24 protein-coding genes and 1 tRNA gene are annotated in these 25,283 nt (G+C 60.0%); 22 read left to right on the top strand and 3 right to left on the bottom strand.

What is annotated here, in order from left to right:
• Window positions 1–20: 20 nt before the first annotated feature.
• The 6 genes from V8359_RS12515 (at window position 21) to V8359_RS12490 (ending at window position 5,794) form a co-directional block, all read left to right on the top strand.
• Window positions 21–482, top strand: coding sequence for a hypothetical protein (locus tag V8359_RS12515; protein WP_336429265.1), 462 nt, complete (start codon window positions 21–23; stop codon window positions 480–482).
• Complete coding sequence (gene gor / locus V8359_RS12510; protein ID WP_336429263.1) at window positions 479–1,834, top strand: glutathione-disulfide reductase; 1,356 nt, start codon at window positions 479–481, stop codon at window positions 1,832–1,834. The genes V8359_RS12515 and gor overlap by 4 nt, the downstream gene beginning before the upstream one ends.
• Before the next feature lie 79 nt (window positions 1,835–1,913).
• Window positions 1,914–3,080, top strand: a complete 1,167-nt coding sequence (gene hflK, locus V8359_RS12505; RefSeq protein WP_336429262.1) for an FtsH protease activity modulator HflK — start codon at window positions 1,914–1,916, stop codon at window positions 3,078–3,080.
• A 4-nt stretch (window positions 3,081–3,084) separates the two neighbouring features.
• A complete protein-coding gene (gene hflC / locus V8359_RS12500) occupies window positions 3,085–3,963 on the top strand; it encodes a protease modulator HflC (protein ID WP_336429261.1) in 879 nt (292 codons plus the stop codon).
• The gene (locus V8359_RS12495; RefSeq protein ID WP_336429260.1) at window positions 3,960–4,157 is read left to right on the top strand and encodes a DUF2065 domain-containing protein; all 198 of its coding nucleotides are present in this window, start codon (window positions 3,960–3,962) and stop codon (window positions 4,155–4,157) included. The genes hflC and V8359_RS12495 overlap by 4 nt, the downstream gene beginning before the upstream one ends.
• Window positions 4,158–4,402: 245 nt before the next feature.
• The gene (locus V8359_RS12490) at window positions 4,403–5,794 is read left to right on the top strand and encodes a Do family serine endopeptidase (RefSeq protein WP_336429374.1); all 1,392 of its coding nucleotides are present in this window, start codon (window positions 4,403–4,405) and stop codon (window positions 5,792–5,794) included.
• A gap of 165 nt (window positions 5,795–5,959) precedes the next feature.
• On the opposite strand, the gene V8359_RS12485 is transcribed toward V8359_RS12490, so the two are convergent.
• A complete protein-coding gene (locus V8359_RS12485) occupies window positions 5,960–7,786 on the bottom strand; it encodes a BCCT family transporter (protein ID WP_336429258.1) in 1,827 nt (608 codons plus the stop codon).
• A 511-nt stretch (window positions 7,787–8,297) separates the two neighbouring features.
• Here V8359_RS12485 and V8359_RS12480 point away from each other — a divergent pair.
• The 12 genes from V8359_RS12480 (at window position 8,298) to V8359_RS12425 (ending at window position 20,936) form a co-directional block, all read left to right on the top strand.
• The gene (locus tag V8359_RS12480) at window positions 8,298–8,717 is read left to right on the top strand and encodes a universal stress protein (protein WP_336429257.1); all 420 of its coding nucleotides are present in this window, start codon (window positions 8,298–8,300) and stop codon (window positions 8,715–8,717) included.
• Window positions 8,718–8,784: 67 nt separating this feature from the next.
• Complete coding sequence (locus tag V8359_RS12475) at window positions 8,785–10,485, top strand: BCCT family transporter (RefSeq protein WP_336429256.1); 1,701 nt, start codon at window positions 8,785–8,787, stop codon at window positions 10,483–10,485.
• Window positions 10,486–10,578: 93 nt separating this feature from the next.
• The gene (locus V8359_RS12470; RefSeq protein ID WP_336429254.1) at window positions 10,579–11,805 is read left to right on the top strand and encodes an aminotransferase class V-fold PLP-dependent enzyme; all 1,227 of its coding nucleotides are present in this window, start codon (window positions 10,579–10,581) and stop codon (window positions 11,803–11,805) included.
• A 54-nt stretch (window positions 11,806–11,859) separates the two neighbouring features.
• Window positions 11,860–13,284: a cryptochrome/photolyase family protein gene (locus V8359_RS12465; RefSeq protein WP_336429253.1), complete on the top strand. Its 1,425-nt coding sequence runs from the start codon at window positions 11,860–11,862 to the stop codon at window positions 13,282–13,284.
• 87 nt (window positions 13,285–13,371) lie between these two features.
• On the top strand, window positions 13,372–14,580 hold the full coding sequence (locus V8359_RS12460) for a cyclopropane-fatty-acyl-phospholipid synthase family protein (protein WP_336429252.1): 1,209 nt from the start codon (window positions 13,372–13,374) through the stop codon (window positions 14,578–14,580).
• A gap of 2 nt (window positions 14,581–14,582) precedes the next feature.
• A complete protein-coding gene (locus V8359_RS12455; RefSeq protein ID WP_336429251.1) occupies window positions 14,583–15,041 on the top strand; it encodes a TrgA family protein in 459 nt (152 codons plus the stop codon).
• A gap of 4 nt (window positions 15,042–15,045) precedes the next feature.
• On the top strand, window positions 15,046–15,996 hold the full coding sequence (locus V8359_RS12450; RefSeq protein WP_336429250.1) for an NUDIX domain-containing protein: 951 nt from the start codon (window positions 15,046–15,048) through the stop codon (window positions 15,994–15,996).
• A gap of 52 nt (window positions 15,997–16,048) precedes the next feature.
• Window positions 16,049–17,080, top strand: a complete 1,032-nt coding sequence (locus V8359_RS12445; RefSeq protein ID WP_336429249.1) for a cysteine synthase A — start codon at window positions 16,049–16,051, stop codon at window positions 17,078–17,080.
• Window positions 17,077–19,548 (top strand): DUF3772 domain-containing protein, encoded by a 2,472-nt coding sequence (locus tag V8359_RS12440; RefSeq protein WP_336429248.1) that lies wholly within the window; start codon window positions 17,077–17,079, stop codon window positions 19,546–19,548. Before V8359_RS12445 ends, V8359_RS12440 begins: the two co-directional genes overlap by 4 nt.
• A 3-nt stretch (window positions 19,549–19,551) precedes the next feature.
• Window positions 19,552–20,268: an alanyl-tRNA editing protein gene (locus V8359_RS12435; protein WP_336429247.1), complete on the top strand. Its 717-nt coding sequence runs from the start codon at window positions 19,552–19,554 to the stop codon at window positions 20,266–20,268.
• 63 nt (window positions 20,269–20,331) lie between these two features.
• A tRNA-Ser gene (locus tag V8359_RS12430) sits at window positions 20,332–20,421 on the top strand.
• Window positions 20,422–20,603: 182 nt separating this feature from the next.
• Window positions 20,604–20,936 (top strand): hypothetical protein, encoded by a 333-nt coding sequence (locus tag V8359_RS12425; protein ID WP_336429246.1) that lies wholly within the window; start codon window positions 20,604–20,606, stop codon window positions 20,934–20,936.
• A gap of 611 nt (window positions 20,937–21,547) precedes the next feature.
• On the opposite strand, the gene V8359_RS12420 is transcribed toward V8359_RS12425, so the two are convergent.
• Window positions 21,548–21,886 (bottom strand): hypothetical protein, encoded by a 339-nt coding sequence (locus tag V8359_RS12420; protein WP_336429245.1) that lies wholly within the window; start codon window positions 21,884–21,886, stop codon window positions 21,548–21,550.
• Window positions 21,887–22,689: 803 nt separating this feature from the next.
• Between V8359_RS12420 and V8359_RS12415 the strand changes: the two genes are divergently transcribed.
• The 4 genes from V8359_RS12415 to V8359_RS12400 all read left to right on the top strand — a co-directional run bounded on the left by V8359_RS12415 (window position 22,690) and on the right by V8359_RS12400 (window position 24,799).
• A complete protein-coding gene (locus V8359_RS12415) occupies window positions 22,690–22,944 on the top strand; it encodes a hypothetical protein (protein ID WP_336429243.1) in 255 nt (84 codons plus the stop codon).
• Window positions 22,934–23,122, top strand: coding sequence for a hypothetical protein (locus tag V8359_RS12410; protein WP_336429241.1), 189 nt, complete (start codon window positions 22,934–22,936; stop codon window positions 23,120–23,122). The genes V8359_RS12415 and V8359_RS12410 overlap by 11 nt, the downstream gene beginning before the upstream one ends.
• 301 nt (window positions 23,123–23,423) lie before the next feature.
• Window positions 23,424–23,924, top strand: coding sequence for a hypothetical protein (locus V8359_RS12405; protein ID WP_336429240.1), 501 nt, complete (start codon window positions 23,424–23,426; stop codon window positions 23,922–23,924).
• A 218-nt stretch (window positions 23,925–24,142) separates the two neighbouring features.
• Entirely contained in the window at window positions 24,143–24,799 is a 657-nt protein-coding gene (locus V8359_RS12400; protein ID WP_336429239.1) for a recombinase family protein, read from the top strand.
• Between the two features lie 71 nt (window positions 24,800–24,870).
• Here the strand turns inward: V8359_RS12400 and V8359_RS12395 are convergent, their stop codons facing one another.
• Entirely contained in the window at window positions 24,871–25,110 is a 240-nt protein-coding gene (locus V8359_RS12395; RefSeq protein WP_336429238.1) for a hypothetical protein, read from the bottom strand.
• Window positions 25,111–25,283 lie beyond the last annotated feature (173 nt).

Raw genomic sequence — 25,283 nt, 5'->3', positions numbered from 1 at the left:
AGCGGGGACAGGCGACGACCATGACGTTCGAGCGTACAGGAAAGCAGACGGTTATGATCGTCGTGAACCTCGTGCTTGTGGCCGGGCTTGCGGCGTGGTCGCTTTGGCAAGGGGTGAGTGCGGGGCGCAACGGGATGCTGATCCTCGGGGTGGGCCTCGCGCTTTGGGCGGCATTCATCGCCATCGGTCTTGTGCGCCGCAGAACGTTGGGCGCGCTGACGCGTGACGGGCTGACCCTGCGCCACGTGACCCACGATAAGCATGTCACCTGGGATCGGATGCAATGGGCCGATATACCCGAAGGCGGAAACGGCGCGATCATCGGATATCGCGCAGATGATGGACACCGGGCGCGCATGGCCGCGTTCAGCCAGAGAGCGCTGGGCCCCGAGGCCGTGGACGCAATCCGGCAGGCGATCAGGACGCAGCGGCCGGACCTGCCGCATGGACCCCCACATGAACAAGGGAAAACAGGCAAATGAGCTTTGACTACGACCTTTTTGTCATCGGTGGAGGATCGGGCGGTGTGCGCGCCGCGCGCGTGGCCGCGCAGACGGGCGCCAGGATCGCGCTCGCCGAAGAGGACCGGTATGGCGGAACCTGTGTCATCCGGGGATGCGTGCCCAAAAAGCTCATGGTCTTTGCCAGCGGCTATCCGCAGATGATGCGTGAGGCCGGGGAATATGGCTGGACCGTGCATGCCGGTGGGTTCGATTGGCACGCCTTCCGGTCAAAGCTTCAGGCCGAGCTTGACCGTCTGGAAGGCGTTTACCGCAAGATCCTGAGCGGAAACGAGGTCGACACCTTCGACGCGCGGGCGACAGTGGTCGACGCACATACGGTGCGGCTTGGCTCGGGCGAGGAAAAAAGCGCCAAGCATATTCTTGTCGCCGTTGGCGGACATCCGATCAAGCCCGACATGCCGGGCGCGGACCACGGTCTGACCAGCAACGAGATTTTCCACCTCGATGAATTGCCGCGGTCGATCCTGATCGTGGGTGGCGGATATATCGCCTGTGAATTCGCCTGTATCCTCAATGGTCTGGGCGTTCAGGTGACACAGTATTACCGGGGCGCGCAGGTGTTGCGCGGCTTTGATGAAGAGGCGCGCGGCCTTGTCGCCAACGAGATGATCCAATCGGGGATCGACCTGCAATTGGGCACCAACATCCTTGAAATGGAGCCCGCCGAGGGGGGCTTCCGCGTCAAGAGCACCGATGGTGGTGAAAAGATCTTTGATCAGGTGCTCTTTGCGACGGGGCGCAAGGCCAATACCGGGGGGCTGGGCCTTGAGGAGGTCGGGGTGGAATTGGGCCGCAACGGCGAGATCGTGGTCGACGACTATAGCCAGACGGCGGTGCCCTCGATTTATGCCATCGGGGATGTGACCGACCGGGTCAACCTGACCCCTGTGGCCATCCGCGAAGGTATGGCCTTTGTGGAAACGGTATTCAATGGTAACCCGACCCCTGTGGACCATGATCTGATTCCCACGGCAATTTTCACGCAGCCCGAGATGGGCACGATTGGCCTGAGCGAAGAGGCCGCGCGTGAACAGGAGGAGATCGAGGTTTATGCCACCTCGTTCAAGCCCATGCGCCAGGCATTTGCCGGATATGATCAGCGCGTGTTGATGAAGTTGATCGTGTCGAAGGCGAACCGCACAGTTCTGGGGTGCCACATTGTCGCGCCGGAAGCGGGGGAAATGATCCAGCTTGTGGGCATCGCGATCAAGAACGGCGCCACGAAAGAGGAGTTCGATCGCACCTGCGCCGTTCATCCGACAATGACAGAAGAGCTTGTGACGATGCACGACCCGGTGCGAACGGCTTGAATTCTGGGCATTAGCCTACAGGTTATGACATAATACGGGGATAAGACCCGTAAGAGATATGGAAAAAGGAAGGTAATCGATGGCTGGACATTCGGGCGGCCCCTGGGGCGGCGGCGGAAACTCGGGCGGTGGCGGTGGAAACCGCGGCGGCAATAACGGCGGCGGTGATGATCGCGGCGGCCGGAAACCGCCCGAAAGCGGCCTTCCCGAAATCGACGAACTGATGCGCAAGGGGCAGGACCAACTTCGCGTTCTCATGGGCGGCAAAGGTGGTGGCGGCAAAGGCGGCTCTGGCGGCAGTGGCGGTGAAGGCCCGGCTTTCGGCAAGGGCGCCATCGGTCTTGCGGCGCTTGGTGCCGTGGCGCTCTGGGTATTTGCCAGCGTCTACACCGTGAAGCCCGAGGAACAATCCGTCGAACTGTTCCTCGGCGACTTCCACCAAGTCGGCAATCCCGGCCTGAACTTTGCGCCATGGCCGTTGTTTTCCTACGAAATTGTCAACGTCACCTCCGAGCGGACGGAAGATATCGGACAGCGCCAGACGCGCGGCAATGAAGGGCTGATGCTGACGACCGATGCCAATATCGTGGACATCAACTTTCAGGTGGTCTGGAACATCGCCGATCCCTCGAAGCTCCTGTTCAACATCCGCGATCCGAAATTGACGGTGCAGGCGGTGTCCGAGTCGATCATGCGAGAGATTATCGCGGCGTCGACCCTCTCGCCGATCCTCAACCGGGACCGTGGACTCATCGCGGATACCGCGATGCGCGACATTCAGGAAACACTTGACGAATATGACAGCGGCATTCGCGTCGTTCGTGTCAACCTCGACAAGGCCGATCCCCCGCGCGAAGTGATCGACAGCTTCCGCGAGGTGCAGGCCGCCGAGCAGGAACGTGACCGCCTGCAACGTCGGGCCGATGCCTATGCCAACCGCGTGTTGGCCGAGGCGCGCGGCCAGGCTGCACAGATCCTTGAAGAATCAGAAGGCTATCGCGCCCGCGTGGTCAACGAGGCCAGCGGTGACGCGAGCCGGTTTACCTCGGTTCTCGAGGAATACTCCAAGGCCCCCGAAGTCACGCGAAAGCGCCTCTATCTCGAACGCATGGAGCAGGTCCTGGGCGATATAGATAAGACAATCCTGGATCAGTCCATCATCGGAGGCGAGGGCGGCAGCGGTGTTGTGCCGTACCTGCCGTTGAACGAACTGCGCCGCGATACCACAACCAATCAAGGAAACTGAGATCATGGGTAAGACGAAATTTATCATTCCGTTCCTCGTCGTGGTCGTATTTCTCGGCCTGTCCGCGATTTTCGTGGTGGATGAGCGCGAAAAGGCGCTGGTCCTGCAATTCGGCCAGATCAAGGCCGTGAAGGAAGAGCCGGGGCTGTCGTTCAAGATTCCCTTCATTCAGGAGGTCGTGCGCTATGACGACCGCATCCTGTCGCTTGATACCGACACGATCGAGGTCACGCCATCAGATGACCGTCGCCTCGTGGTCGATGCTTTCGCGCGCTATCGGATCAACGATGTTGTGCAGTTCCGGCAAGCCGTAGGCGTTGGTGGCCTTGCTGTCGCTGAGGACCGATTGTCCTCGGTTCTGAACGCCCAGATCCGCGAGGTTCTTGGTGCCGATCAGGTGACATCGGACAGAATCCTGTCTCCGGACCGTCGAGATCTGGCACGCCGCATTCGCGCGCAGGCTCGCACAAGTGCCGAGGGGCTTGGCCTTGAGATCGTCGATGTGCGGCTCAAGCAGACCAACCTGCCGGAACAGAACCTCGACGCGACCTTCGCCCGGATGCGCGCCGAACGGGATCGTGAAGCCGCCGACGAGATCGCCCGTGGTAACGAGGCCGCGCAGCGCGTGCGCGCCCTCGCCGACCGGACCGTAACCGAGACCCTGTCGGATGCCGAGCGCCAGGCGCAGGTGACCCGAGGCGAGGCCGATGCCGAACGCAGCGCGATCTATGCCGACGCTTACGGCTCGGATCAGGAGTTCTATTCCTTCTACCGCTCGCTGGAAGCCTATGAAAAGGCGCTTCAGGGCAGCAATTCTTCGATGGTGATGACGCCGGACAGCGAGTTCTTCGATTACCTGCGTTCGGCCAACCCGGACCAATGATCGAAACCGCGCTTCTGGCTCTCGGGCTGGTGCTGATAGTGGAGGGGCTGGTCTATGCGCTGGCCCCTTCGCTTGTTGAGCAACTTCTGGCGGCCCTAAAGCAGATGCCGGAGGAAACCCGGCGGATCGTTGAGGTGGTGGCCATTGCGATTGGCCTCTTCCTTGTCTGGGTGGCCAAGGCGCTTGGAGCATAGCCGCGCTGAGCGCATTCACCAGAGGCGCATCACGCGCGCGTGATTATCATGTCGCAAGCTTTGCGTTCTCGCCAAGCGTTCCTACATTGTAGACAGAGGCCGGTCCCAGGCCGCGGACCGACACGGACTAACCAAACCAAATCCAAGAGGAGAAACGCGTGAGAGCAATAGCCTTTTCCGCACCACAGGATACCACCAGCGCCTTGCGTGCGCTGTGGCTCGGGGTGATCACGATTGCCCTGTTGATGGCACAGGCCATCGCGGCGCAAGCCCGCCCCGAAAGCTTTGCCGGTCTGGCCGAGAACGTCAGCCCGGCGGTGGTGAACATCACCACCTCAACCGTTGTTGCCGCCAACAACAACACGATGCCGATGGTTCCCGAAGGATCGCCCTTCGAGGATTTCTTTCGTGAATTCCGTGACCGGGGCAACAATCAGGGGCGTCCGCGCCGCACCTCGGCGCTCGGCTCTGGCTTCGTGATCAGCGAAGACGGGTATATCGTCACAAACAATCACGTCATCGAACGTGCCGATGAGATCATCATCGAGTTCTACGAAGGCGGTGAACTTGAAGCCGAGGTGATCGGGACCGACCCGAAAACCGATATCGCGCTTCTCAAGGTCGAGGCCGACGAGGCGTTGCCGTTTGTCAGCTTTGGCGACAGCGACACCGCGCGCGTCGGGGACTGGGTCATGGCCATGGGCAATCCGCTCGGTCAGGGCTTCTCGGTCAGCGCGGGCATCGTTTCGGCGCGCAACCGTGCTCTGAGCGGGACGTATGACGACTACATTCAGACGGATGCGGCGATCAATCGTGGCAACTCGGGCGGTCCCTTGTTCAACATGGATTCCGAGGTCGTCGGCGTGAACACCGCGATCCTCAGCCCGAATGGCGGCTCGATCGGGATCGGGTTCTCGATGGCGTCGAACGTCGTCACGCGGGTTGTCGATCAGCTCAAGGAGTATGGCGAAACGCGGCGTGGCTGGCTGGGTGTTCATATCCAGAATGTCTCGGATGACGTGGCCGAAGCCATCGGCCTTGACGAGGCAAATGGCGCGCTTGTCACTGATGTGCCGGAAGGCCCGGCAAGCGAGGCCGGCATGAAAGCCGGTGACGTCATCCTGTCCTTCGACGGCAAGGACGTGGCCGATACCCGCGAGTTGGTGCGCCGCGTCGGCAACGCCCAAGTGGGCAAGACAGTCCGCATCGTGGTGTTCCGCGATGGGGAAACCCAGACGCTCAAGGTGACGTTGGGCCGTCGCGAAGAAGCCGAGGGCGCGGTTCCTGCCGCGCAACCGGGCGGCGGCGTGGACGGCGATGCGGTCGAGGGTGTCGTGATGGGCATGACCCTCACGCCCGTGACCGACGAACTGCGCGAGCAGCTCGAGCTTGACGCGAAATCCGAAGGCCTTGTGGTGACGGATGTCGATCCTCTGTCGGAAGCTCATGAAAAGGGCATGCGCGCGGGGGACGTCATCACCGAGGCGGGGCAGCAGCAGGTGATGACACTTGCCGCGCTTGAGGACCGCTTTGAGGAGGCGCGTGAAGCTGGACGCAAGTCGATCCTGCTTCTGGTGCGCCGCGCAGGCGAGCCACGTTTCGTGGCGCTCTCGCTTGAGGAAACCACCGAAGACTGAACCGGCTCCAAGGTTCTGTCGCAACAATCGGCGTCGCCTTCGGGCGGCGCCTTTTTTGTGCCTGTGAGTGCGGGCGCGGGTATGAACCGGGCATGAAAAAGGCCCCTGCCGGAACAGGGGCCTTGATCGGAGTTTACAACGCTTTAATCAAAGCGTTTGGCCGTTTCACTCGGCGGGTTGCTCGTAGATGCCGAGCTTTTCGCGCTTCCCATCCCGGAAGAGCGCCTTGGCCAAGGATGCGCACATCAGACCCATGACCACCGTGAAGGGCAACGCCCCGATGATCATCGCGTTCTTGAGCGCGTCCATCGGATTGTTTTTCCCCGCCGTCAGGATCAGCGAGCCGATGACCGCGGTGAGGATCAGACCCCATACGATACGGTGCTTGATGCCGGTTTCCTGGCTTCCGCCCGACATGATCGTGTTCATCACGAGGATACCCGAGTCTGCCGATGTGACGAGGAAGGTCATGATCAGCACCACACACATGATGGTGAGTGCCGACAACAGCCCGCCGTCGATCATCTGTGCCAGCGTGACAAAGAGCTTGTTGGTGTTCGACGCGCCGATGATGGCACCGTCGGCCACGCCCGAAAGCTCAAGGTCGATGGCCGTGCCGCCAAGGATGGTCATCCAGGCGAAACAGACAAGCGAAGGTGCAAGGACACAGCCCACGATGAATTCGCGCACGGTACGACCTTTGGAGATGCGCGCAAGGAAGAGACCCACGAACGGTGAGAACGCGATCCACCATGCCCAGTAGAAGGTTGTCCATGCCGACTGCCAGCCGAATTGACGACCATCATTGCCAGCCTCGTAGGCCGCGGCGAGGGTTGCCTCGTCAAGTTCGGCAGCCGCACCTGTCAGACCTTCCTTGAAGCCACCAAAGCTTCCCCAGGGGTTTGTCGCTCCGGGGCGAAGCTCGGCTGCGAAGGGTTGTGCCGCCTCGGGTAGCCCCGAAACGAACTCGGGTGCGGATTGCGGACCCCAAGCGCCAAAGCTGATCTGTGCGAAGTGGATGATGTAATCCACGAAAGCCGCGCCGTATGTCGTCATGGCGAACGCGAACGATCCGAAGATCACGAAGGTCATCAGAAGGACCAGCGACAGGACGAGGTTGAGGTTCGAGAGGTATTTCACCCCGCGTCCAACGCCCGACACCGCCGAAATGATCGACATGCCCATGATCGCGACAAGACCTGCGATGAGACCCACCTTACCGGGAGCCGGAGGGCCATCCTCGGGGAACGCCATCAGCCAGTCCATGCCGGTGATGGCATAAAGACCGTCGATGAACTGACTCACACCAAAGCCGATCGTCACCGAAACGCCAAGGATTGTCGCGACGACGCCGAGAACGTCCACGACATGACCGAGAAAGCCGTTCATCAGCTTGCCGAAGAGCGGCGTCAGAGCCGACCGGATCGTGAGCGGCATGTCGCGCGTATAGGCGTAGTAAGCAAGGCTAAGGCCCGTCACCACGTAAATCGACCACGCGTGAAAGCCGTAATGGGCGAAGGTGTAGCGATAGCCCGATTGCAATGCCTCTTCGGTATTGCCGGTCACTTCGCCGGCAACCACGAGGGGGTTAGACCCCCAAAGGCCCAGCGGTTCGGCCGTTGCGAAGACCATGAGCCCCACGCCGAGACCGGCGCCGAACATCATCGAGAACCACGAGAAATTGGAAAACTCGGGTTTCTGGCCGCGGGTGCCCATCACACGCGCGCCGGTGCGCGGCAGGACCGCGATGGCGAGCAGGAAAAAAGCGAAAATCCCCGTAATCACGATGTAGAACTGGTTGAATACCCCGAGAAGCATGCTGTTCCAGCTTCCCAGAGTGCCATTGGCGTTGGCCGGCCAGATCAGCGCCCAAAGCACGAGCGCGACCATGATGCCCTTTGATATGAGCGCGATCGGCAGACTGTTATCTTTATAGAAGCCGGCATCCTGTGTCTTGATGTCCAGCTCCGTAAATGGAGGTTTTATACTCATTTCATGTCCCTGACTGTTGTTATGATAAAATGGGGCGGACCGCTCTGATTGTGCGTCATTTCGCACCCGGCGATGTGTCCCCGATGCCCCCCTCAGGCCCCATTCGCGCCAACTTGTCACAGGGGGGGAGGGGGGTTGGGGCGAATAACGGCATTGCTTTGTCTTATTGCGACCTTTTGGCGCGCATGCGGCAGTGTGAATCAGCAATCACAACGACCGACGGCGATGTTCCGCGCGGCCCGTCACTATGTGCCCGAGTGGCGATTCCCGGTTCTCTGACATGTCTTTTGATGGATCGAAAACGACCGTGAATCCGGGAAATCTGACGCTTTTGGCCGAGTTGGGTTTGCGAAGCCTGACGATTTCGCGTTACCATCGAGTCATCGGATGGCCGACCCAGCATACCGCATGTCGGTCCGGACAAACGAACGCACGAAGTCAGGCTGTGACCAGACCGCACATGAAAAGTGCGCGTGCAGCTTCGGCCTATCGTGCGAAAGGAGGGAGCGACGTGTTCAAAAAGATAATGGTGCCGGTTGATCTGGCGCATAAAGAGGATCTCGGAAAGGCGCTGAAATGCGCGGCAGATTTGGCCGGGCATTACGGGGCGGAAATCGTCTATGTCGGCGTTACCACAAACACCCCCAGCAGCACCGCGCACAACGCCGAGGAATACAAAGGCAAGCTTGACGCTTTTGCGGACGAACAGGCCGAGGGCCAAGGGTTCACGGCCGGTGCGGAAGTTCTCGTCAGCCATGATCCACGGTCGGATGTGGATGACGTGCTGCTTCAGGCGGTGACGGATACCGGCGCTGACCTGGTGGTCATGGCAAGTCATATGCCGAACATTCTGGATTATGTCTGGCCGTCCAACGGTGGCAAGATCGCGGAGCACGCCAAGTGTACGGTGATGGTGGTCCGTGGCACCTGACGCCACGGCCAAGAGCCGCGACATCGCGTGGCGCCACGATTCCCAAGAATAAAATAGGAGGCCGCACATGGCCGATGAAAATACAAACCAAGGTATCCCCGAGCCGGAAGGCGCGTCGGATATCATCGAAACGGAGTACGAGGTCGGACAAGATAACGTCTCGCCCTTTGGACTCGACATACACAACCCCGTCTTCTTTATCTCGGGGCTGGCGATCGTTGTCTTCGTCTTTTACGCGCTGGCGTTGCCGGAGCAGGCGAATTCGGTCTTTGACTGGCTCTTTGCGTCGGTCACCAAAGGCTTCGACTGGTTCTTCCTGAGCGCGGCCAACATCTTTGTCCTGTTCTGTCTGTTCCTGATCGTAAGCCCTTTTGGCTCCATCAGGCTGGGCGGTGTGGATGCGCGGCCCGACTATAGCTATGTGGGCTGGTTCGCGATGTTGTTCGCGGCGGGCATGGGCATTGGCCTCATGTTCTTCGGCGTATCCGAACCGATGAGCCACTTTTCAAGCTCGCTCGGGGGCACGTCCATGGAAGACGGTGTCCGCACCGACTGGGCGCCGCTTGGCGCTGCGGGGGGCGATGAAGCTGCGGCCACGCGCCTTGGCATGGCGGCGACGATTTTCCACTGGGGTCTGCACCCTTGGGCGATCTACGCGGTCGTGGCACTGGCATTGGCGCTTTTCTCCTATAACAAGGGTCTGCCGCTGACGCTTCGCTCGGCTTTTTATCCCATCTTCGGCGATGCGGTTTGGGGCTGGACAGGCCACGTGATCGATACGCTGGCGGTGTTTGCGACGCTCTTCGGGCTTGCCACGTCACTTGGCTTTGGCGCTGAACAGGCGGCATCGGGCCTCACCTTCCTTTACGGGTCGGGTGACGCGGTCGAAGGTACGCGGTCATTCATCGGGATTCCGTATGGCAACACCGAAGAATCTGGGACCGAAAACTCGAGCACGCTTCTGGTGCTTCTGATCTCGGCGATCACGGCTGTCGCGCTTGTCTCGGTGATCCGGGGTCTGGACGGCGGTGTTAAGGTGCTGTCGGAAATCAACATGGGCCTCGCCGGTCTTCTGCTTGTTTTCACGCTGTTCGTTGGCGGGCCTGTTTTCCTGCTGACATTCTTTGCTGACAGCCTTTGGGCCTATCTTCAGAACTTGATCCCGCTCAGCAATCCGTTTGGACGTGAAGATACGAACTTCATGCAGGGCTGGACATCGTTCTACTGGGCCTGGTGGATCAGCTGGTCCCCCTTCGTGGGCATGTTTATCGCCCGTGTGAGCCGTGGCCGCAGCGTGCGTGAATTTGTGATCTGCGTGCTCTTGATCCCGAGCCTTGTCTGCGTGCTGTGGATGAGTGTCTTTGGCGGCACAGCCATCAGCCAGGTCGTCAATGATGGCTACGAGGCAGCCCAGAATGCGTCGCTGGAACTCAAGCTGTTCTACATGCTGGACCAGTTGCCGCTGGCGACGATCACGTCGACCATCGGGATCATCCTGGTGATCGTGTTCTTCGTTACCTCGTCGGACTCGGGTAGCCTTGTGATCGACACGATCACGGCGGGCGGCAAAGTGGATGCGCCGGTGACACAGCGTGTGTTCTGGTGTGTGTTCGAAGGTGCGGTGGCGATCGTGCTGCTGGTTGGGGGCGGCCTTGCGGCGCTTCAGTCGGCGGTGATCTCGACCGGATTGCCGTTCACGCTTGTCCTGTTGCTCATGTGTTGGGCCATCTTCCGCGGTCTGCAGTCCGAACGCCGCGAAATCAAGTAAAGACGCCGACACAGGCGAAATGAAGGCCCCCGATGCTTGCGCGTCGGGGGCCTTTGCTATCTTCTACGCAAGGAAACAGAGAGGGGTGATTTCATGAACCGGACACTGGATGTCGATTTTGTCAGGGCGCAGTTCCCGGCCTTTGCGGAACCGTCACTCAAGGGGCAGGCTTTCTTTGAAAACGCGGGTGGGTCGTTTACCTGTGCGCCGGTCGTTGATCGCCTGACGCGGTTCTATAAGCAGCGCAAGGTTCAGCCTTATGCACCCTACGAGGCCAGCCAACTGGCGGGCGGCGAGATGGATGAGGCGCGCACGCGGCTTTCGGCCATGCTGGGCGTTGGTGAGGATGAACTGAGCTTTGGGCCCTCGACCACGCAGAACACCTATGTTCTGGCAAGGGCGTTTGCACAATGGATGCAGCCGGGCGACGCCATCATCGTGACCAATCAGGACCACGAGGCCAATAGCGGGCCGTGGCGGCGGCTTGCTGACGAAGGGTTCGAGGTGCGCGAATGGAAGCTCGATCCCGAGACCGGACATCTGAACACGGACGATCTTGAAAAGATGCTGGATGAAAAGGTTCGGCTTGTCTGTTTCCCACATTGTTCCAACGTGGTCGGTGAGGTCAATCCGGTGGTCGAAATCACCGCGCTGGCCCATGCCGCCGGGGCGTTCGTCTGTGTCGACGGGGTGAGCTATGCGCCGCACGGATTTTGCAATGTCGGCGTGATGGGCCCTGATATCTATCTGTTTTCGGCCTACAAGACCTATGGCCCTCATCAGGGCATCATGGTGATGCGCCGTGACCTGGCGCGGCAATTGCCCAATCAGGGACATTTCTTCAACGAGGCGTCGCTTTACAAGAAATTCACGCCCGCGGGCCCCGATCACGCACAAATCGCCGCCTGTGCGGGGATGGCGGATTATATCGACGGCCTTGCGCAGCATCATGGCATCGAAGGTGAGGCCGCAGACCGCTGTGAGGGCGTTCACGAGATCATGCGCGCGCATGAAAGCACGCTTTTGCAACCGGTGCTCGATCATCTGAGTGACCGAAATTCGGTGCGCCTCATTGGTTCGGACCGGGCCGAGGGGCGCGCGCCTACCGTGGCAGTGAAGCTCAACATTCCGGGCGAGGAGGCGGCGGCAAAGCTTGCCCCGATGGGTGTGATGGCGGGAGGCGGTGATTTTTATGCGGTGCGCGCGCTTGAGGCCATGGGCGTTGATCCCGCACATGGCGTGCTTCGGCTGAGCTTTGTGCACTATACGACGCGCGATGAGATTGATCAGCTTCTGAGCGCGCTCGACGACATTCTTTGATCCGGAGGAGGGGCGGTCTACGTGTCATCTGGCACTGACACGTTGCGAGGACAGATGAGCGATACCCCCACCACGATCCTGTGGCTGCGCCGCGATTTGCGGCTCAGCGATCACGACGCGTTGCGCGCCGCAGTCAAGCGCGGCGGGCCGGTTATCCCGGTCTATATCCGCGATCAGATGGTCGATGATCTTGGTGCCGCGCCAAAATGGCGGCTGGGCCTTGGCATCGAGGACATGGCCGAGGCGCTGGACGGCAAGGCAAGCGGGCTTGTCCTTCGGTCGGGGGATGCTTTGGCTGTGCTGCGCGATCTGATCCATGAGACCGGGGCGAACGCGGTCTATTGGTCGCGGCTTTATGACCCTGAGGCGATCGCGCGGGATACGTCGGTGAAGTCCGCGCTCAAGGAGGATGGGATCGAGGCCGAGAGCTTCACCGGTCATCTTCTGTTCGAGCCTTGGACGGTCGAGACCAAGGAGGGTGGGTTCTACAAGGTCTATTCCCCGATGTGGCGCAACGTGAAGGACCGCGATGTTCCTGCTGCCGAACCCGCCCCGTCGCACATTCCCGCACCGGAGCACTGGCCCAAGAGCGAGACGCTTGCGGAGTGGCGCCTTGGTGCGGCGATGAACCGGGGTGCCAAGGTCTGTCGCCCCTATCAGAGGGTCGGAGAAGAGGCCGCGCAAGGCCGCCTTGGATGGTTCATGGGGCATGCCATCGAGGACTACAAGGATGCGCGTGACAAGCCCGCTGTCGATGGCACCTCGGGGCTGTCGGAGAACCTGACCTATGGTGAGATATCGCCGCGTCAGTGTTGGCATGCGGGCATGCGGGCCCGCCACGAAGGGCACAAGAGCGCCGAGGCGTGGCTAAAGGAGCTGGTTTGGCGCGAGTTCGCCTATCACCTGCTGTATCACACCCCGCAGATTGCCTGCCGCAACTGGCGCGAGGAGTGGGATGACTTTCCTTGGAAAGACGATGAGCGCGCAGCCGAGATCAAGGCATGGAAACAGGGCCGCACAGGTGTGCCTTTTGTGGATGCGGCGATGCGCGAAATGTATGTGACCGGCAAGATGCACAACCGTGCCCGGATGGTGGTCGCATCTTACCTGACCAAGCACCTGATGACCCATTGGAAAGTTGGGATGCACTGGTTCGATGATTGCCTGACGGATTGGGACCCCGCATCAAACGCGATGGGCTGGCAGTGGGTCGCGGGCTGTGGCCCGGATGCGGCACCTTATTTTCGGGTCTTCAACCCGGAAACCCAGCTCGACAAGTTTGATCCGGATCACGCGTATCCCGACCGCTGGATCGCGGAAGGTCAGCAAAACCCCGGAGAGGATGCGCTTGCCTATTTCCGGGCCATTCCACGGTCATGGCCAATGTCGCCCGATGATCCATATCCCGACAAGCCCGTTGTCGGCCTGAAGGAAGGACGTGAGCGTGCATTGGCGGCGTATGAAGATCGTAAAAGTTGAGACGCCTGTGTGTCACCTCGCGAAAAACCTTGTGAACGAGGGCGGGGCGGCAATAACTTGGGTGCGTTATTGAGGAGAGGCGGGTTCATGATCCTGACTGATACGGCCGGACAGGCCAACCTTCCGAGGTATTTCAAGCCGGTGTTCGCGACACTCAAGAAGGCGCGATACGGTCGTCTTGACGTGCGTCTTCCCGATGGTCGCGTGTTTCGCGCCGAAGGGGCCGAGCCCGGACCGGTGGCCGAAGTCGAGATCCATGAGCCGGATTGTTTCGCGCGGCTTGTCCGTGAGGGCGATATGGGGTTCTCGGATGCCTATCTCGAGCGGTGGTGGAGCACACCCGATCTTCAGGCGCTCATGGATTTCTTCACGATGGAGAACGATGACATCTATGAGGGCTTCCCCGGTATGGGGCTGGTGCGGTTCTATGAACGGCTCAGACATTGGATGAACGGCAATTCCAAGCGGCAATCCAAGCGGAACATCAGTTATCATTATGATCTGGGAAACACGTTTTACGGTCTCTGGCTTGACGATACGATGACCTATTCCAGCGCCTATTTCGAGACAGGGCAGGAAAGCCTCGAAGCCGCGCAAACGCGAAAATACGCCAAGCTGGTTGATCAAATGGGCGTTCAGCCGGGCGATCATGTGCTTGAAATCGGCTGTGGCTGGGGCGGTTTCGCGGAATATGCGGCGCGGGAACGGGGCCTCAAGGTGACGGGCCTCACGATCAGCCGCGAACAGATGACCTATGCCGAAGAGCGTATCGCCAAGGCCGGTTTGGGCGACATGGTAAGCTTCAAGTTGCAGGATTATCGCGACGAGCGCGGCACCTATGACGGCATCGCCAGCATCGAGATGTTCGAAGCGGTCGGTGAAAAATACTGGCCGGTCTATTTCAAGACCGTGCGAGACCGGCTTCGCCCGGGGGCGAATGCCACGCTTCAGATCATCACTATCGCCGACAAACGATGGGAGGCATACCGAACGCGCGTCGATTTCATACAAAAGCACATTTTCCCGGGAGGCATGCTTCCCAGCCCGTCCGCGCTTCGACAAGAGATCGAGCGCGCGGGTCTGAGCGTGGTGTCCTCGATCGAATTCGGCCAAAGTTATAGCGATACCTTGCGCCGCTGGTACGAGACATTCAACGCGCGCTGGGATGATGTGGCACGGCACGGGTTTGACGAGAGGTTCCGGCGGATGTGGAATTTCTACCTTACCTCTTGCGCGGGGTCGTTCAAAGCGGGACATTGCGATGTGACACAGATCACAATCGCGAGGTCCGGCTGAACATGCGCCCTTCTGACAAGATGCCCACAGCCGCGCGCCTTGTGGCGGCGCTGTGTCTGGCCGCGATCGGCTGGATCGGGTCCGAGATGATCCGACCACTCATGCCGCCAGAGACGAATTTCGGCTGGTTCAACTATGTGAATGCCGGGCTGGGCCTGATTTGCGGTTGGTGGGTGATCGGAAACCGGCTTGGCACCGGGTATGTCGATGCGATCAGCACGGGTTTGACGGGGGTTGGGGCGCTGGTCTTCTGGGCCCTGTTCGCACAGAGCTTCAACCTGATGCTCGCACAAGCACTGGAGCGCAAGTATGACGGTCCGGTCGAGGGGATCATGGGTATGATCCAGAATGCGCTGGATTATGGGCAATACCTTCTCAACTGGCCCCTTGCGGCACTGCTGGTCGGTGGTGGCATCCTGACGGGGCTTCTGGCCGAGCGGTTGCAGAGACGCTGGAGTTGATCCGATGACTCGTGTCAGGCTGAACGGCCCATTGCGCGACGCCGCGATGCGCCGCATTGTTCTGGGCCGCGACGTGGCCTCGGATGAGGCGGTTGCCTTGACCTCCGAGGAGGTGGCCCGTGTCGAGCATTATGTGACGGCGGCGGGCCTGAGCCGGGAAGGCGAGGAGGCTTTCGGTGCGGAGCGGGATGGCGGGGCAGGCGCGCTTGAACGGCTGGCCGCCGAAGAGATCATGGAGGGGTTCGGCCGGTTGGATGCTGGTCTGCTGCGTGAGCGCCGCCCGATGATCCTGTCGCGCGCCGCTTCGCGGATTGCCGCGCGGGAGACGGTTCCGGCCGATGTTCGCAGCGATGCAAACGCGGGCGACGTGGAGCTTCTGCTCCGAGAAAACCTGCATGACGGGTTCTTTGTCACCCGCGCGATGGAATTGCGGCATCCGACCTTTTCGGGCGGGATGGGCCCACGTGTTCGGCGCGAAGTCTTTGTTGCAACGGATGCGGCCATCGTTCTGCCATATGATCCGAGGCGTGACCGGGTGCTGCTGGTCGAGCAGTTTCGCATGGGCCCTTACGGGCGCGGCGATCCAAGGCCCTGGACACTGGAGCCCATCGCGGGGCGGGTGGATGCAGGAGAGATGCCAGAGCAAACTGCGCGGCGCGAAGCCGAGGAAGAGGCGGGGCTTAAACTGTGCCGTCTTGAGCCCGTTGGGGGGCATTATTGTTCGCCGGGATGTTCGACCGAATATTTTCATCTGTTCGTCGGTCTGTGCGATCTGCCGGACAAGGCGCGGGGACGTGGCGGGCTTGAGACCGAGAACGAGGATATCCGCACACACACCTTGCAGTTCGACCGGGCCATGGGCCTGCTTGATACCGGCGAGGCGGATAACGGCCCGCTGATCCTGTCGCTCTTGTGGCTTGCAAGGGAGCGCGACCGTCTGCGCGCAATTGGTTGAGTTTCGGATCGGCGCAGCCTACATCGGAGATCACGCAATGGGGAGCCTGAACATGCGCATCGCGAAGGATTTGGCCGAGGCCGTCGGAAACACACCCATGATAAGGCTTCGCCGGGCCAGTGAGGAGACGGGCTGCACCATTCTGGGCAAGGCCGAATTTCTCAATCCCGGTCAGTCGGTCAAGGACCGTGCGGCGCTTTATATCATACGCGATGCGATGAAGCGGGGCGAGTTGAAACCGGGCGGCACGATCGTCGAGGGGACGGCGGGCAACACCGGGATCGGTTTGTCGCTTGTCGGGGCCTCAATGGGGTTCAAGACTGTCATCGTGATCCCCGAGACCCAGAGCGAAGAGAAAAAGGACATGCTTCGCCTTGCCGGAGCGGACCTTGTGCAGGTGCCGGCGGCCCCCTATTCGAACCCGAACAATTTCGTCCGCTATTCCGAGCGCCTAGCCAAGAAATTGGCCGAGAACGCACCGAACGGTGTGATATGGGCCAACCAGTTCGACAACACCGCGAACCGGCAGGCGCATATCGAAACGACGGGCCCCGAGGTTTGGGAACAGACAGGCGGTAAGGTGGACGGCTTTGCCTGTGCCTGTGGATCGGGCGGCACCCTCGCCGGTGTGGGCATGGCGCTTCAGCCCAAGGGCGTGAAGATCGGCCTTGTCGATCCGATGGGGGCGAAGCTTTATTCCTACTACACCACCGGAGAGCTTGAAAGCGAAGGCAGCTCGATCGCCGAGGGGATAGGACAGGTGCGGATCACCAAAAACCTTGAAGGGTTCACTCCGGATTTTGCGTATCAGGTCACCGACGAGGAGGCGCTTCCGATCGTTTTCGACCTGCTTGAACATGAGGGTCTTTGCATGGGCGCGTCGACCGGGATCAACGTGGCCGGTGCGATGAAAATGGCCCGCGACATGGGACCGGGGCACACCATCGTCACCGTCCTTTGCGATTATGGCACGCGCTATCAATCGAAACTGTTCAACCCGGAGTTCCTGCGCGAGAAGGAGCTTCCGGTTCCCCGCTGGCTTGACGAGGCCCCGCGGTCGATACCCGGAGTGTTCGAAAAATGACGCGCCTCTTCCGCTGTCTTGCGCTTCTTCTGGTGCTTGGGATCGCACCAGCGGTGGTCTCTGTCGGATTGACGTCTGTCGCGGCCATAGCGCAACAACCGCCTTCGGGGCCGGACTACGAGGCATGGGAGCGCACGGCGGCGCGTGCGGAAGAGACGATCGAGGCATCACGCGCCTCCACCTCGGCGCTCGAGGATCTGCGTAGGCAGCTGGCCGAATGGCGTGACGTTTTTTTTGCGTTGCAAAACCTCAACTCCGATGCCATCGCGACCGCGAAGGCACAGCTTGAAGCGCTTGGACCCGTCCCCGAGGCCGGGAGCGAAGACCCCGAAATCGCCAACCAGCGCGAAAAGCTGAATACGGAACTCGCGCGTTTGCGGGCACCCCAGCAGCGCGCCGAGGCCGCCTATAGCCGTGCCAGCGGGATGATCCATTCGGTGGACCGCATCATCCGCGAACGACAGACCGCCGAACTTCTGGAACTTGGGCCGTCACCGCTCAATCCGATGCATTGGCCCGAAGGTCTCAACGCGCTTTATTTCACATTTGAAAACGTGCGGACCGAGGTCGCGAAATCGCTGCAAAGCGACATTCAGCGCCAAGAAACCCGCAGCACACTTCCGGTGGCGATCCTGTTGGGGTTGATCGGTCTCGTGCTGATTGTCCGAGGGCGCTATTGGGTCGAGCTTCTGGTGCGGATGATCATGTCGCGCGAGTCGCTCTCGGTCAGATGGATAGTCACCCTCGTGGTCTCGGTCGGCGAGATCGTGGTGCCCTATATCGGCTTTGTGGCACTTACCGAGGCATTCCATATTACCGGGCTTGTCGGGTTCTATGGCGGTCTCATGCTCGAGGCGCTCGCGCCGGCGTTTCTGATCTTTCTCGTCTCACGCTGGCTGGCACTCAGATGCTTTCCGCGCAGCGACACGCTGCGTCTGCCGCTGGTGCTGAATCCTGAGGACAGGCGGGCAGGGCGGCTTTATGGCGGGGCACTCGGGTTCGTCATATCCGTCTTCTACTTCACCACGCAGCTCGCGGAGCTCAGCGACTGGAGCGTCGCGGCGACGAATGTCATCCTTTTTCCGGTCATAGTCATCGCCGGTCTTTTGCTGGCGCGGCTGGCCCGCATCCTGACCAAGCATAGCCATGCTTCGGGCGAAAGCGAGGAGCATGATACCTATCGCAACCGCCTCACGCGGCTTCTTGCGCGGGCGCTTTTTCTTCTGGCGGTGCTGTCGCCGGTTCTGGCCGCCATAGGGTATTTCAAGGCGGCGACGGCGACGATGCTGCCATCGCTCCTGTCACTGTTGCTTTTGGCGGCACTTCTGGTCCTGCAGCGGATGATTTCCGAGGTCTACGTTCTTTTGACACGACACAGGGGCGGAACGCCGGACGAGCTTTTCCCGGTTCTGGCGGGCTTCGGCATGATGATTCTGTCGCTGCCTCTCTTTGCGCTGATCTGGGGCGCGCGGGTGGCGGATCTGTCGGAGATGTGGGGGCAGTTCACGCGTGGCTTCACTGTTGGCGGCTTTACGCTGTCGCCTACGGTTTTCCTCACGCTGGCGATCGTGTTCACCCTCGGCCTTGTCCTCACCCGACTTTTGCAGGGGACGCTCAGGAATACGGTCCTTCCCAAGACCAAGATGGACCCCGGCGGCGCGAACGCGCTGGTTGCCGGGGTCGGCTACCTGGGGATTTTTCTGGCCGCGGTCATCGCGATCACCAGCGCGGGCATCGATCTTAGTTCCATCGCGCTTGTCGCGGGGGCGCTCTCGGTCGGTATCGGTTTTGGCCTTCAGAACATCGTATCGAACTTCGTTAGCGGGATCATCCTGCTTATCGAGCGCCCGATAAGTCAGGGCGACTGGATCGAGGTCGGCGGTCAGCACGGCACCGTCAAGGAAATCTCGGTGCGGTCGACCCGGATCGAAACCTTCGACCGCTCAGACCTGATCATCCCGAATGCCGATTTTGTCAGTGGCACGGTCACGAACTATACCCGTGGCAATACCGTTGGCCGGGTTATCGTGCCCGTGGGCGTGGCCTATGGCTCTGATACCCGCAAAGTAGAAGGCATCCTTCAGGAGATCGGAGAGGCGCATCCGATGGTGTTGGCAAACCCCGCGCCCTATGTCGTCTTTCGGAGGTTCGGGCCGGATTCGCTGGATTTCGAGATACGGGCCATCCTGCGGGATGTGAACTGGGTTCTGAACGTGCATTCCGAAATGAATCACGAGATCGCCCGGAGGTTCGCCGAGGAAGGAATCGAGATCCCGTTTGCACAGCGCGACATCTGGCTGCGCAATCCCGAAGTTCTTGGCCAAGCGCGAGGCAGTGCCACCCCCGAAGAGGACACCGGCAGCACACCGGATGTTCAGGTCAGGGACCGCAAGGGTGCGGCCCATATCACAGAAGAGGATTTGGAAGACGGCGCCACACCCCAGGATGGTGATGGGGACGGGAGGTAGCACATGACATATCCGCTATTCAGGGATGACGCCTATCTTGCCGATGCGGATGGCACGGTGACGGCGCATACCCAAGAGGGCGGTATCGTCCTTGATCGCTGTCTTTTCTATCCAACCGGGGGCGGTCAACCCGGCGATAGCGGGGCTGTCACGTGGAATGGTCATAAGCTTGCCATCGCGACAACGGTCAAGGGCGCGGGCGGTGAAATCGTGCTGGTTCCCGCCGAGCCCGCAACCTTGCCGCCGGTCGGAACCGCGCTGTTTCAGCATCTCGACTGGTATCGCAGACACAGGCACATGCGCATGCACACGGCGCTGCATCTTCTTTCGACGGTGATCCCCCTTCCGGTTTCCGGCGGTGCGATCGGTGAGACGAAAAGCCGTCTGGATTTCGACATGCCCGAGGCCCCGCAAGACAAAGAGGGCCTTGAAGACCTTCTGAACGAGGCGGTTGATCGCGACCTGCCCGTGACGGAAGAGTGGATCACGGACGAGGAACTCAAAGCCAACCGGTCACTGGTGAAAACCATGTCGGTCGCGCCACCCACAGGCGCCGGCAGGGTACGGCTCGTCCGTATCGGAGAGGGCCGCCACCAGATCGACCTGCAGCCCTGTGGTGGCACACATGTGGCGCGAACCGGTGAAATAGGCACTGTGCGGCTCGGCAAGATCGAAAAGAAAGGCCGGCAAAACCGGCGGGTCTATATCACGCTCGACTGAACAATGCTCAGGCATAAATGCCCCTTGCAGCCGCCCCGTCACTGACGATAGAAGCACAGCCACGGAGCGGTGGCCGAGTGGTCGAAGGCGCACGCCTGGAAAGTGTGTAGGCGGGAGACCGTCTCCAGGGTTCGAATCCCTGTCGCTCCGCCACTTAATCTGTAATTTCCCATATATTTCAGTCGTTTAAGGCGATACCGGGCAAAGGGCGGCGCATCCTACCCGCCAACGCGCGACGCGTAGTTTTTTTGCCGCTTGCTCGGATTCGCCATGCACAACTCATTGACACTGCTCAAACCCGCATGCTTTGTAACCTCATTAAGCTCGGAGGAAAAATGAAACCTGTCCTTCCCATTGCCGTGGTGTTGCTCAGCAGCCTCGCAGCGTGTGCTCCGAGGCCAGACGATATATCTGCTGCAGACGTTGGCGATAATCAGTATCGTAGTTTCTCTTGCTCTCAGCTTGCCGAGGCCGAGACTAAATATTCGCAAGCGCTGGCCAACCTAAGCGCCGACCAGAACCGTGCAGCAACTGGGGACGCCTGGGGTGTTTTCCTTTTGGGGCTTCCTCTTTCGAGTATGTCGGGTGCTGACAAAGAAACGAAGATTGCGATTACCAAAGGACACTTGCAGTCGATAGATCGTGAGCAGCAGCGCGAAAACTGCTGACTAGCTCCTTGACGGAAGTGTTCCGCTAGCTGCCTTGTTGCCAGCCCACCAGCTTCATTGCCGTGTCAGCATCAACGCCCGCCTCTTTCGCTTGCCAGTCCACCAACCTGAGCGCCGTTTCAGAACCCAGCTGGTCGCCTTATGTTGAGTCGGACCCCGAGTCCCTTGGCCTCATGGCCAACGATCCGTCCTTTGACACGGCATTTTTGTCCAACTTGATCAACTCGCTGGAGCGCGTCGTGCACCTCTGAAGTCATAGACGCTGGAATGTAACCGACAAGTTTCCCCTCATATTGCAGTTGCAACGCGTCTCGGTCATGCTGGTTCGTCGGCTCAGGCACCACGTCGAAAAAAATATCGGGATTAGAATGTTTCCTGAATCCAGTTTTTATTTCGACCAAGGCTTCTTGATAGCGAGAAGTGCCAGCGGCTTTCTCGCTAAACTCTCCATCCCCTCGTAGCCTGCGGATACGGTTTGGATCACGCGTGTTGACAACCTTCTCAGGTTTGGAACCCGCCCCGAAAAGCCCCTTAAGAAAGCCTAGCAAAAACAAACTCCTTTCTTGCGAATCTTCGTGTCAGCCTCGGTCTGGTTTTCAATCTTGGCACGATCAGTCTTCCCAATCCACCAGCTTGAGCGCCATTGCCGGATCAACGCCCGCCTCTTTCGCCTGCGCCAGCGCCCGGACCACGCCCGCCGCCGCTCGGGCACGTCCGCCCGCGTCATAGGCTTGGAGCGGCTGCATCACGTCCACCGCGACCGGCTGGCCCAGCTTTGCCGTTGCTTCCTCGGCCAGGAGCGCCGCGACCGGCTGGAGCGTGTATTGCGCAAGGTGGCGCTGTGCTTCGCGCACAAGCGGCCCCGTGGTCGCGTTGTAGAGCAAGCCGGGCAGAACGCCGAAGGCCCCACACACGCTATCCCGCGCCGCTGTGAGCGTCTCGCGCGTCATGGCCCGACTCAGGTCCGGGGTCACATCGCGCGGCCTCCAGTCCTGCGCCGGGGCAGGCCCGCGTTGTGCGCCAGGCCCGGGCGATCACCTTCCAACTCTCCGAGGCCGCAGTGTCCGGTCCGATGGTGCGGGCCATACTTGCTGCCATCCGCCGCCTTCGGGCGTCTCCGTGATGTGTATGACCGCGATCCAGGCCGAAACTCAACGAAAGAGGCTCGACAGGCCTGTCAGCCGCGCTGAAAAACGCCTCAGAGGGCCAAGGAAGACCCCGCCGTTTGGCCTCAAATACCCACAGTTGGAATTCCGGGCGAGGCCAAGCGAGGTCCGGAGAGAGGAAATGCTTGACCGCACGGCCTCGTCCGGCATTTTTTCATCCAACGGCAGGCCACTTGGGGAATGTCGGTTGGATGGTGCGGCGGCAAAGATGTCCCTGGTCAGGCACGAGAACAGATAGAGGGGCAGACTATGTTAAAGTGGCTTTTTGGAGGGCGCGCGTCACACGTTGAGGGACAGATTGCGCAATGCTGGGGCACCGATGGAACTGACAGACGGTATTGGAGGCTGGAGTTCTGTTGGTGGCGTGGGAACGAAATACGGGCGCGGCTACGATTTGGAGTTCAAGCGTCGTCACTTGGCATCCATAAAGCGCGGACACTGAAGCGATAAACGGTATCCGTTCAGTTTTTGGGGCGCTGATGGGTGATCTGGGGGAAATGTCGGGTCAGATTGGGCTGCTCAAATCGGAGAAACTATGAAAGCTACTATCATTTTCATTAGCGCCATCGGGTGAGCGGCGCTGCTTGATGCGAGGTAACCCGCCTGCGAAGGTGCATGATGGTTGGGGCAAATCGAAGCGCAAGATCACGAACGCAGGCGAGTGCAAAACAGAGATGGCCCGGATTTATCGCCGCACGGCTGCGGGCGAGATGGATGCTGAGGACATGAAAGCGGCGATATGGGCTTTGCGCCAGATGGCCGAGATTGCCGAGCGGGCCGAGCTGGAGGCCAAAATCGCCCGTCTGGAGCAGAAACTCAGCGAGGTCGAACGTGGTCGCTAAATCGAAAATCGACACCATCGAGGCCCGGATCGACAAGCTACATGCGCAACGCTTCGTGCCCCCGCTGATGAAATGGATCGAGCAACAGGACATCGACACCTTAGAGACCCTCCGCGAACGGCTTGAGGCCGGTCAGGATATCGTCACAGCCATGAAAGGTTTGCCCCATGACAACTAACACGCCCGCGCATTAGGTTGTCCGGGTTTCAAAACTTGCACTTTGCCAGTCATTTAACAGGTTCCTTTTAGGTGGGGCTGCGGTCCAACGTGGAGGGAAAACCGCAGCCCCGAGGCGAGAAAAAGGGGTGAAGAAAGCCCCTGTGATCTTTATAACACACCAATATTCAGATTGCAAATAGTGACCTGTTTTCAAGGGTTTAGTTAAACCTTTATTAACAGACTCTAAGCGGTATTATACAGGTCAAGGGCGCTGGGCTTTGCGTCGATCTTATGGGGGCTTTGCGATGTCGGATTATACTTTGGGCATGGCGGCAAAGCGGCTTGGATTGAGCAAACCCACCGTGTCGAAGCATTTGAAGGAAGGCCGGATCGCTGGTGAGAAAATGTCAGACGGGTCGTATCGCATCACGGCGGGTGAGCTGACGCGGTTTGAACGGGAATACAAACGGCCTGTTGCTGGAAAGCGTCAAGGGGAAGGCCCTAAGGACAAGCGCGACCAGGTGGGCGTTCTAACTGCCGAAAACGCAGCTTTACAACGCCAGAAAGACGCGCTCGAGGCTCAGCTGTCCAGCATCGAGGGGCTGCACGACCGCGAACGGGCGTTCATGGAAAAGCAGATCGCAGACGGGGCAGAGCGTTTGCGCGAAGTCACACGGGACCGCGACCAGCTGCGCCGCGATCTGGACAGGGCGCAAGAGCGGGCCGACAAGCTGCAAGCGGACCTGAGCGACATTGCCAGAGGCATGATTGAGCGCGGTCAGGTGCCGTGGTGGCAACGGGTGATCGGTGTTAAGCGTTGATTAACCTTTAGGGCTATTTTCCTAGAAAATTTCTGGTTGGGGGTAAGGCAAGGCTGTGAGGCAGTTTCGCGGGACGTTTTAGATGACTACTCAGCGGGCAGGTGATGGGGGCAGAGCGCTGGGCGTTCATGAGTGCAAAAAAGTGGTAGCGACTCACCGTGTAAGGGGTTTATATAAATCACAACGAACGTTGATGATTTATATAAGAGGGGAATCCAATGGAACGGTTCATCATTTACCGCCGCGTCAGCACAAGGAAGCAAGGCGACTCGGGGTTGGGCTTGGAAGCGCAGGATCGCGACGTGTCGATCTTTCTGGAAAGCTATGCCGAAGTGCCGTTCGAAGTGATCGGCACGTTCACGGACGTGGAAAGTGGATCGAAGGCGGATCGCCCTGAGTTGACCAAGGCGCTGGAGCTGGCCCGCAAGGAAGGGGCCACGATCCTTGTGGCCAAGCTGGACAGGATCAGCCGCTCAGTCGCGTTCATCGCGACCTTGCTTGAGGATAAGCGCGTTGGCCTGCGCGTTGCGGCCATGCCCTACGCTGACAAGTTCCAACTACACATCTATGCCGCGTTGGCTGAGCAGGAACGCGAGTTCATATCAAAGCGCACCAAGGCGGCGTTGGCGGAGGCGAAGGCGCGCGGTGTGAAGCTCGGGGGCTTGCGCCAGCGCACGGCAGAGGCGAATAAGGTAGCAGCGGTGCAGGCCGATCTGAGGGCCAACAAGATCGCCCCCACGATCAACGAACGCCGCAAGGCCGGTGCGACCTATCAGGCCATTGCCGACGAGTTCAACACGCTGGGCGTGACCACGGCACGGGGCGGCAAGTGGCATCCGACCACGGTGAAGAACGCGGAGGCGCGGCTGGCCTGAGGCCCCGATAGTAGAAAAGACCGTACCCCCCGACGTGATAAATCGAGGCCCCCGCGATAGGAAAGCGGGGGTTATTTTTGTTCGATATGGGGGAACATTACCCTCGATATACGTAAGGCGTCCTCAAGTCGCTGGGGGTATGCTGCCGGGTCTAACTCTTTTAGGGTTTGCAGAGCCTCAAACGAAAAAGGGGTAGTTCGCCCCATACCAGCAGGAAATTCGGCAAGCTGCTCTTTCGTGATCTGCCCGCTATCAATCGCCTGCTTGTAAAGTTCGAGCGCAGCTTCCATCTCCTCGATACTCTCGGCCATCACTTTACCCCCTGATATAAATTCGAGTTCACCTTAACCCGGCACCAGTTCCACCGGCCATCCTGTAGCACCTCGAGCACGTCACGGGCAGCGGCCAGCATGTCAGCGGCTTTCGCTGTCGCCTCATCCTGATCGAAAATATCGAACGTCCCAAAGCCCTGAGGCGATCGCAG

Origin of the sequence: Roseovarius sp. E0-M6 (assembly GCF_037083845.1) — a bacterium.
Classification (GTDB): Bacteria; Pseudomonadota; Alphaproteobacteria; order Rhodobacterales; family Rhodobacteraceae; genus Roseovarius.
Note: the sequence above shows the minus strand (reverse complement) of the source record. Positions and strands in the feature narration are given on the sequence as shown.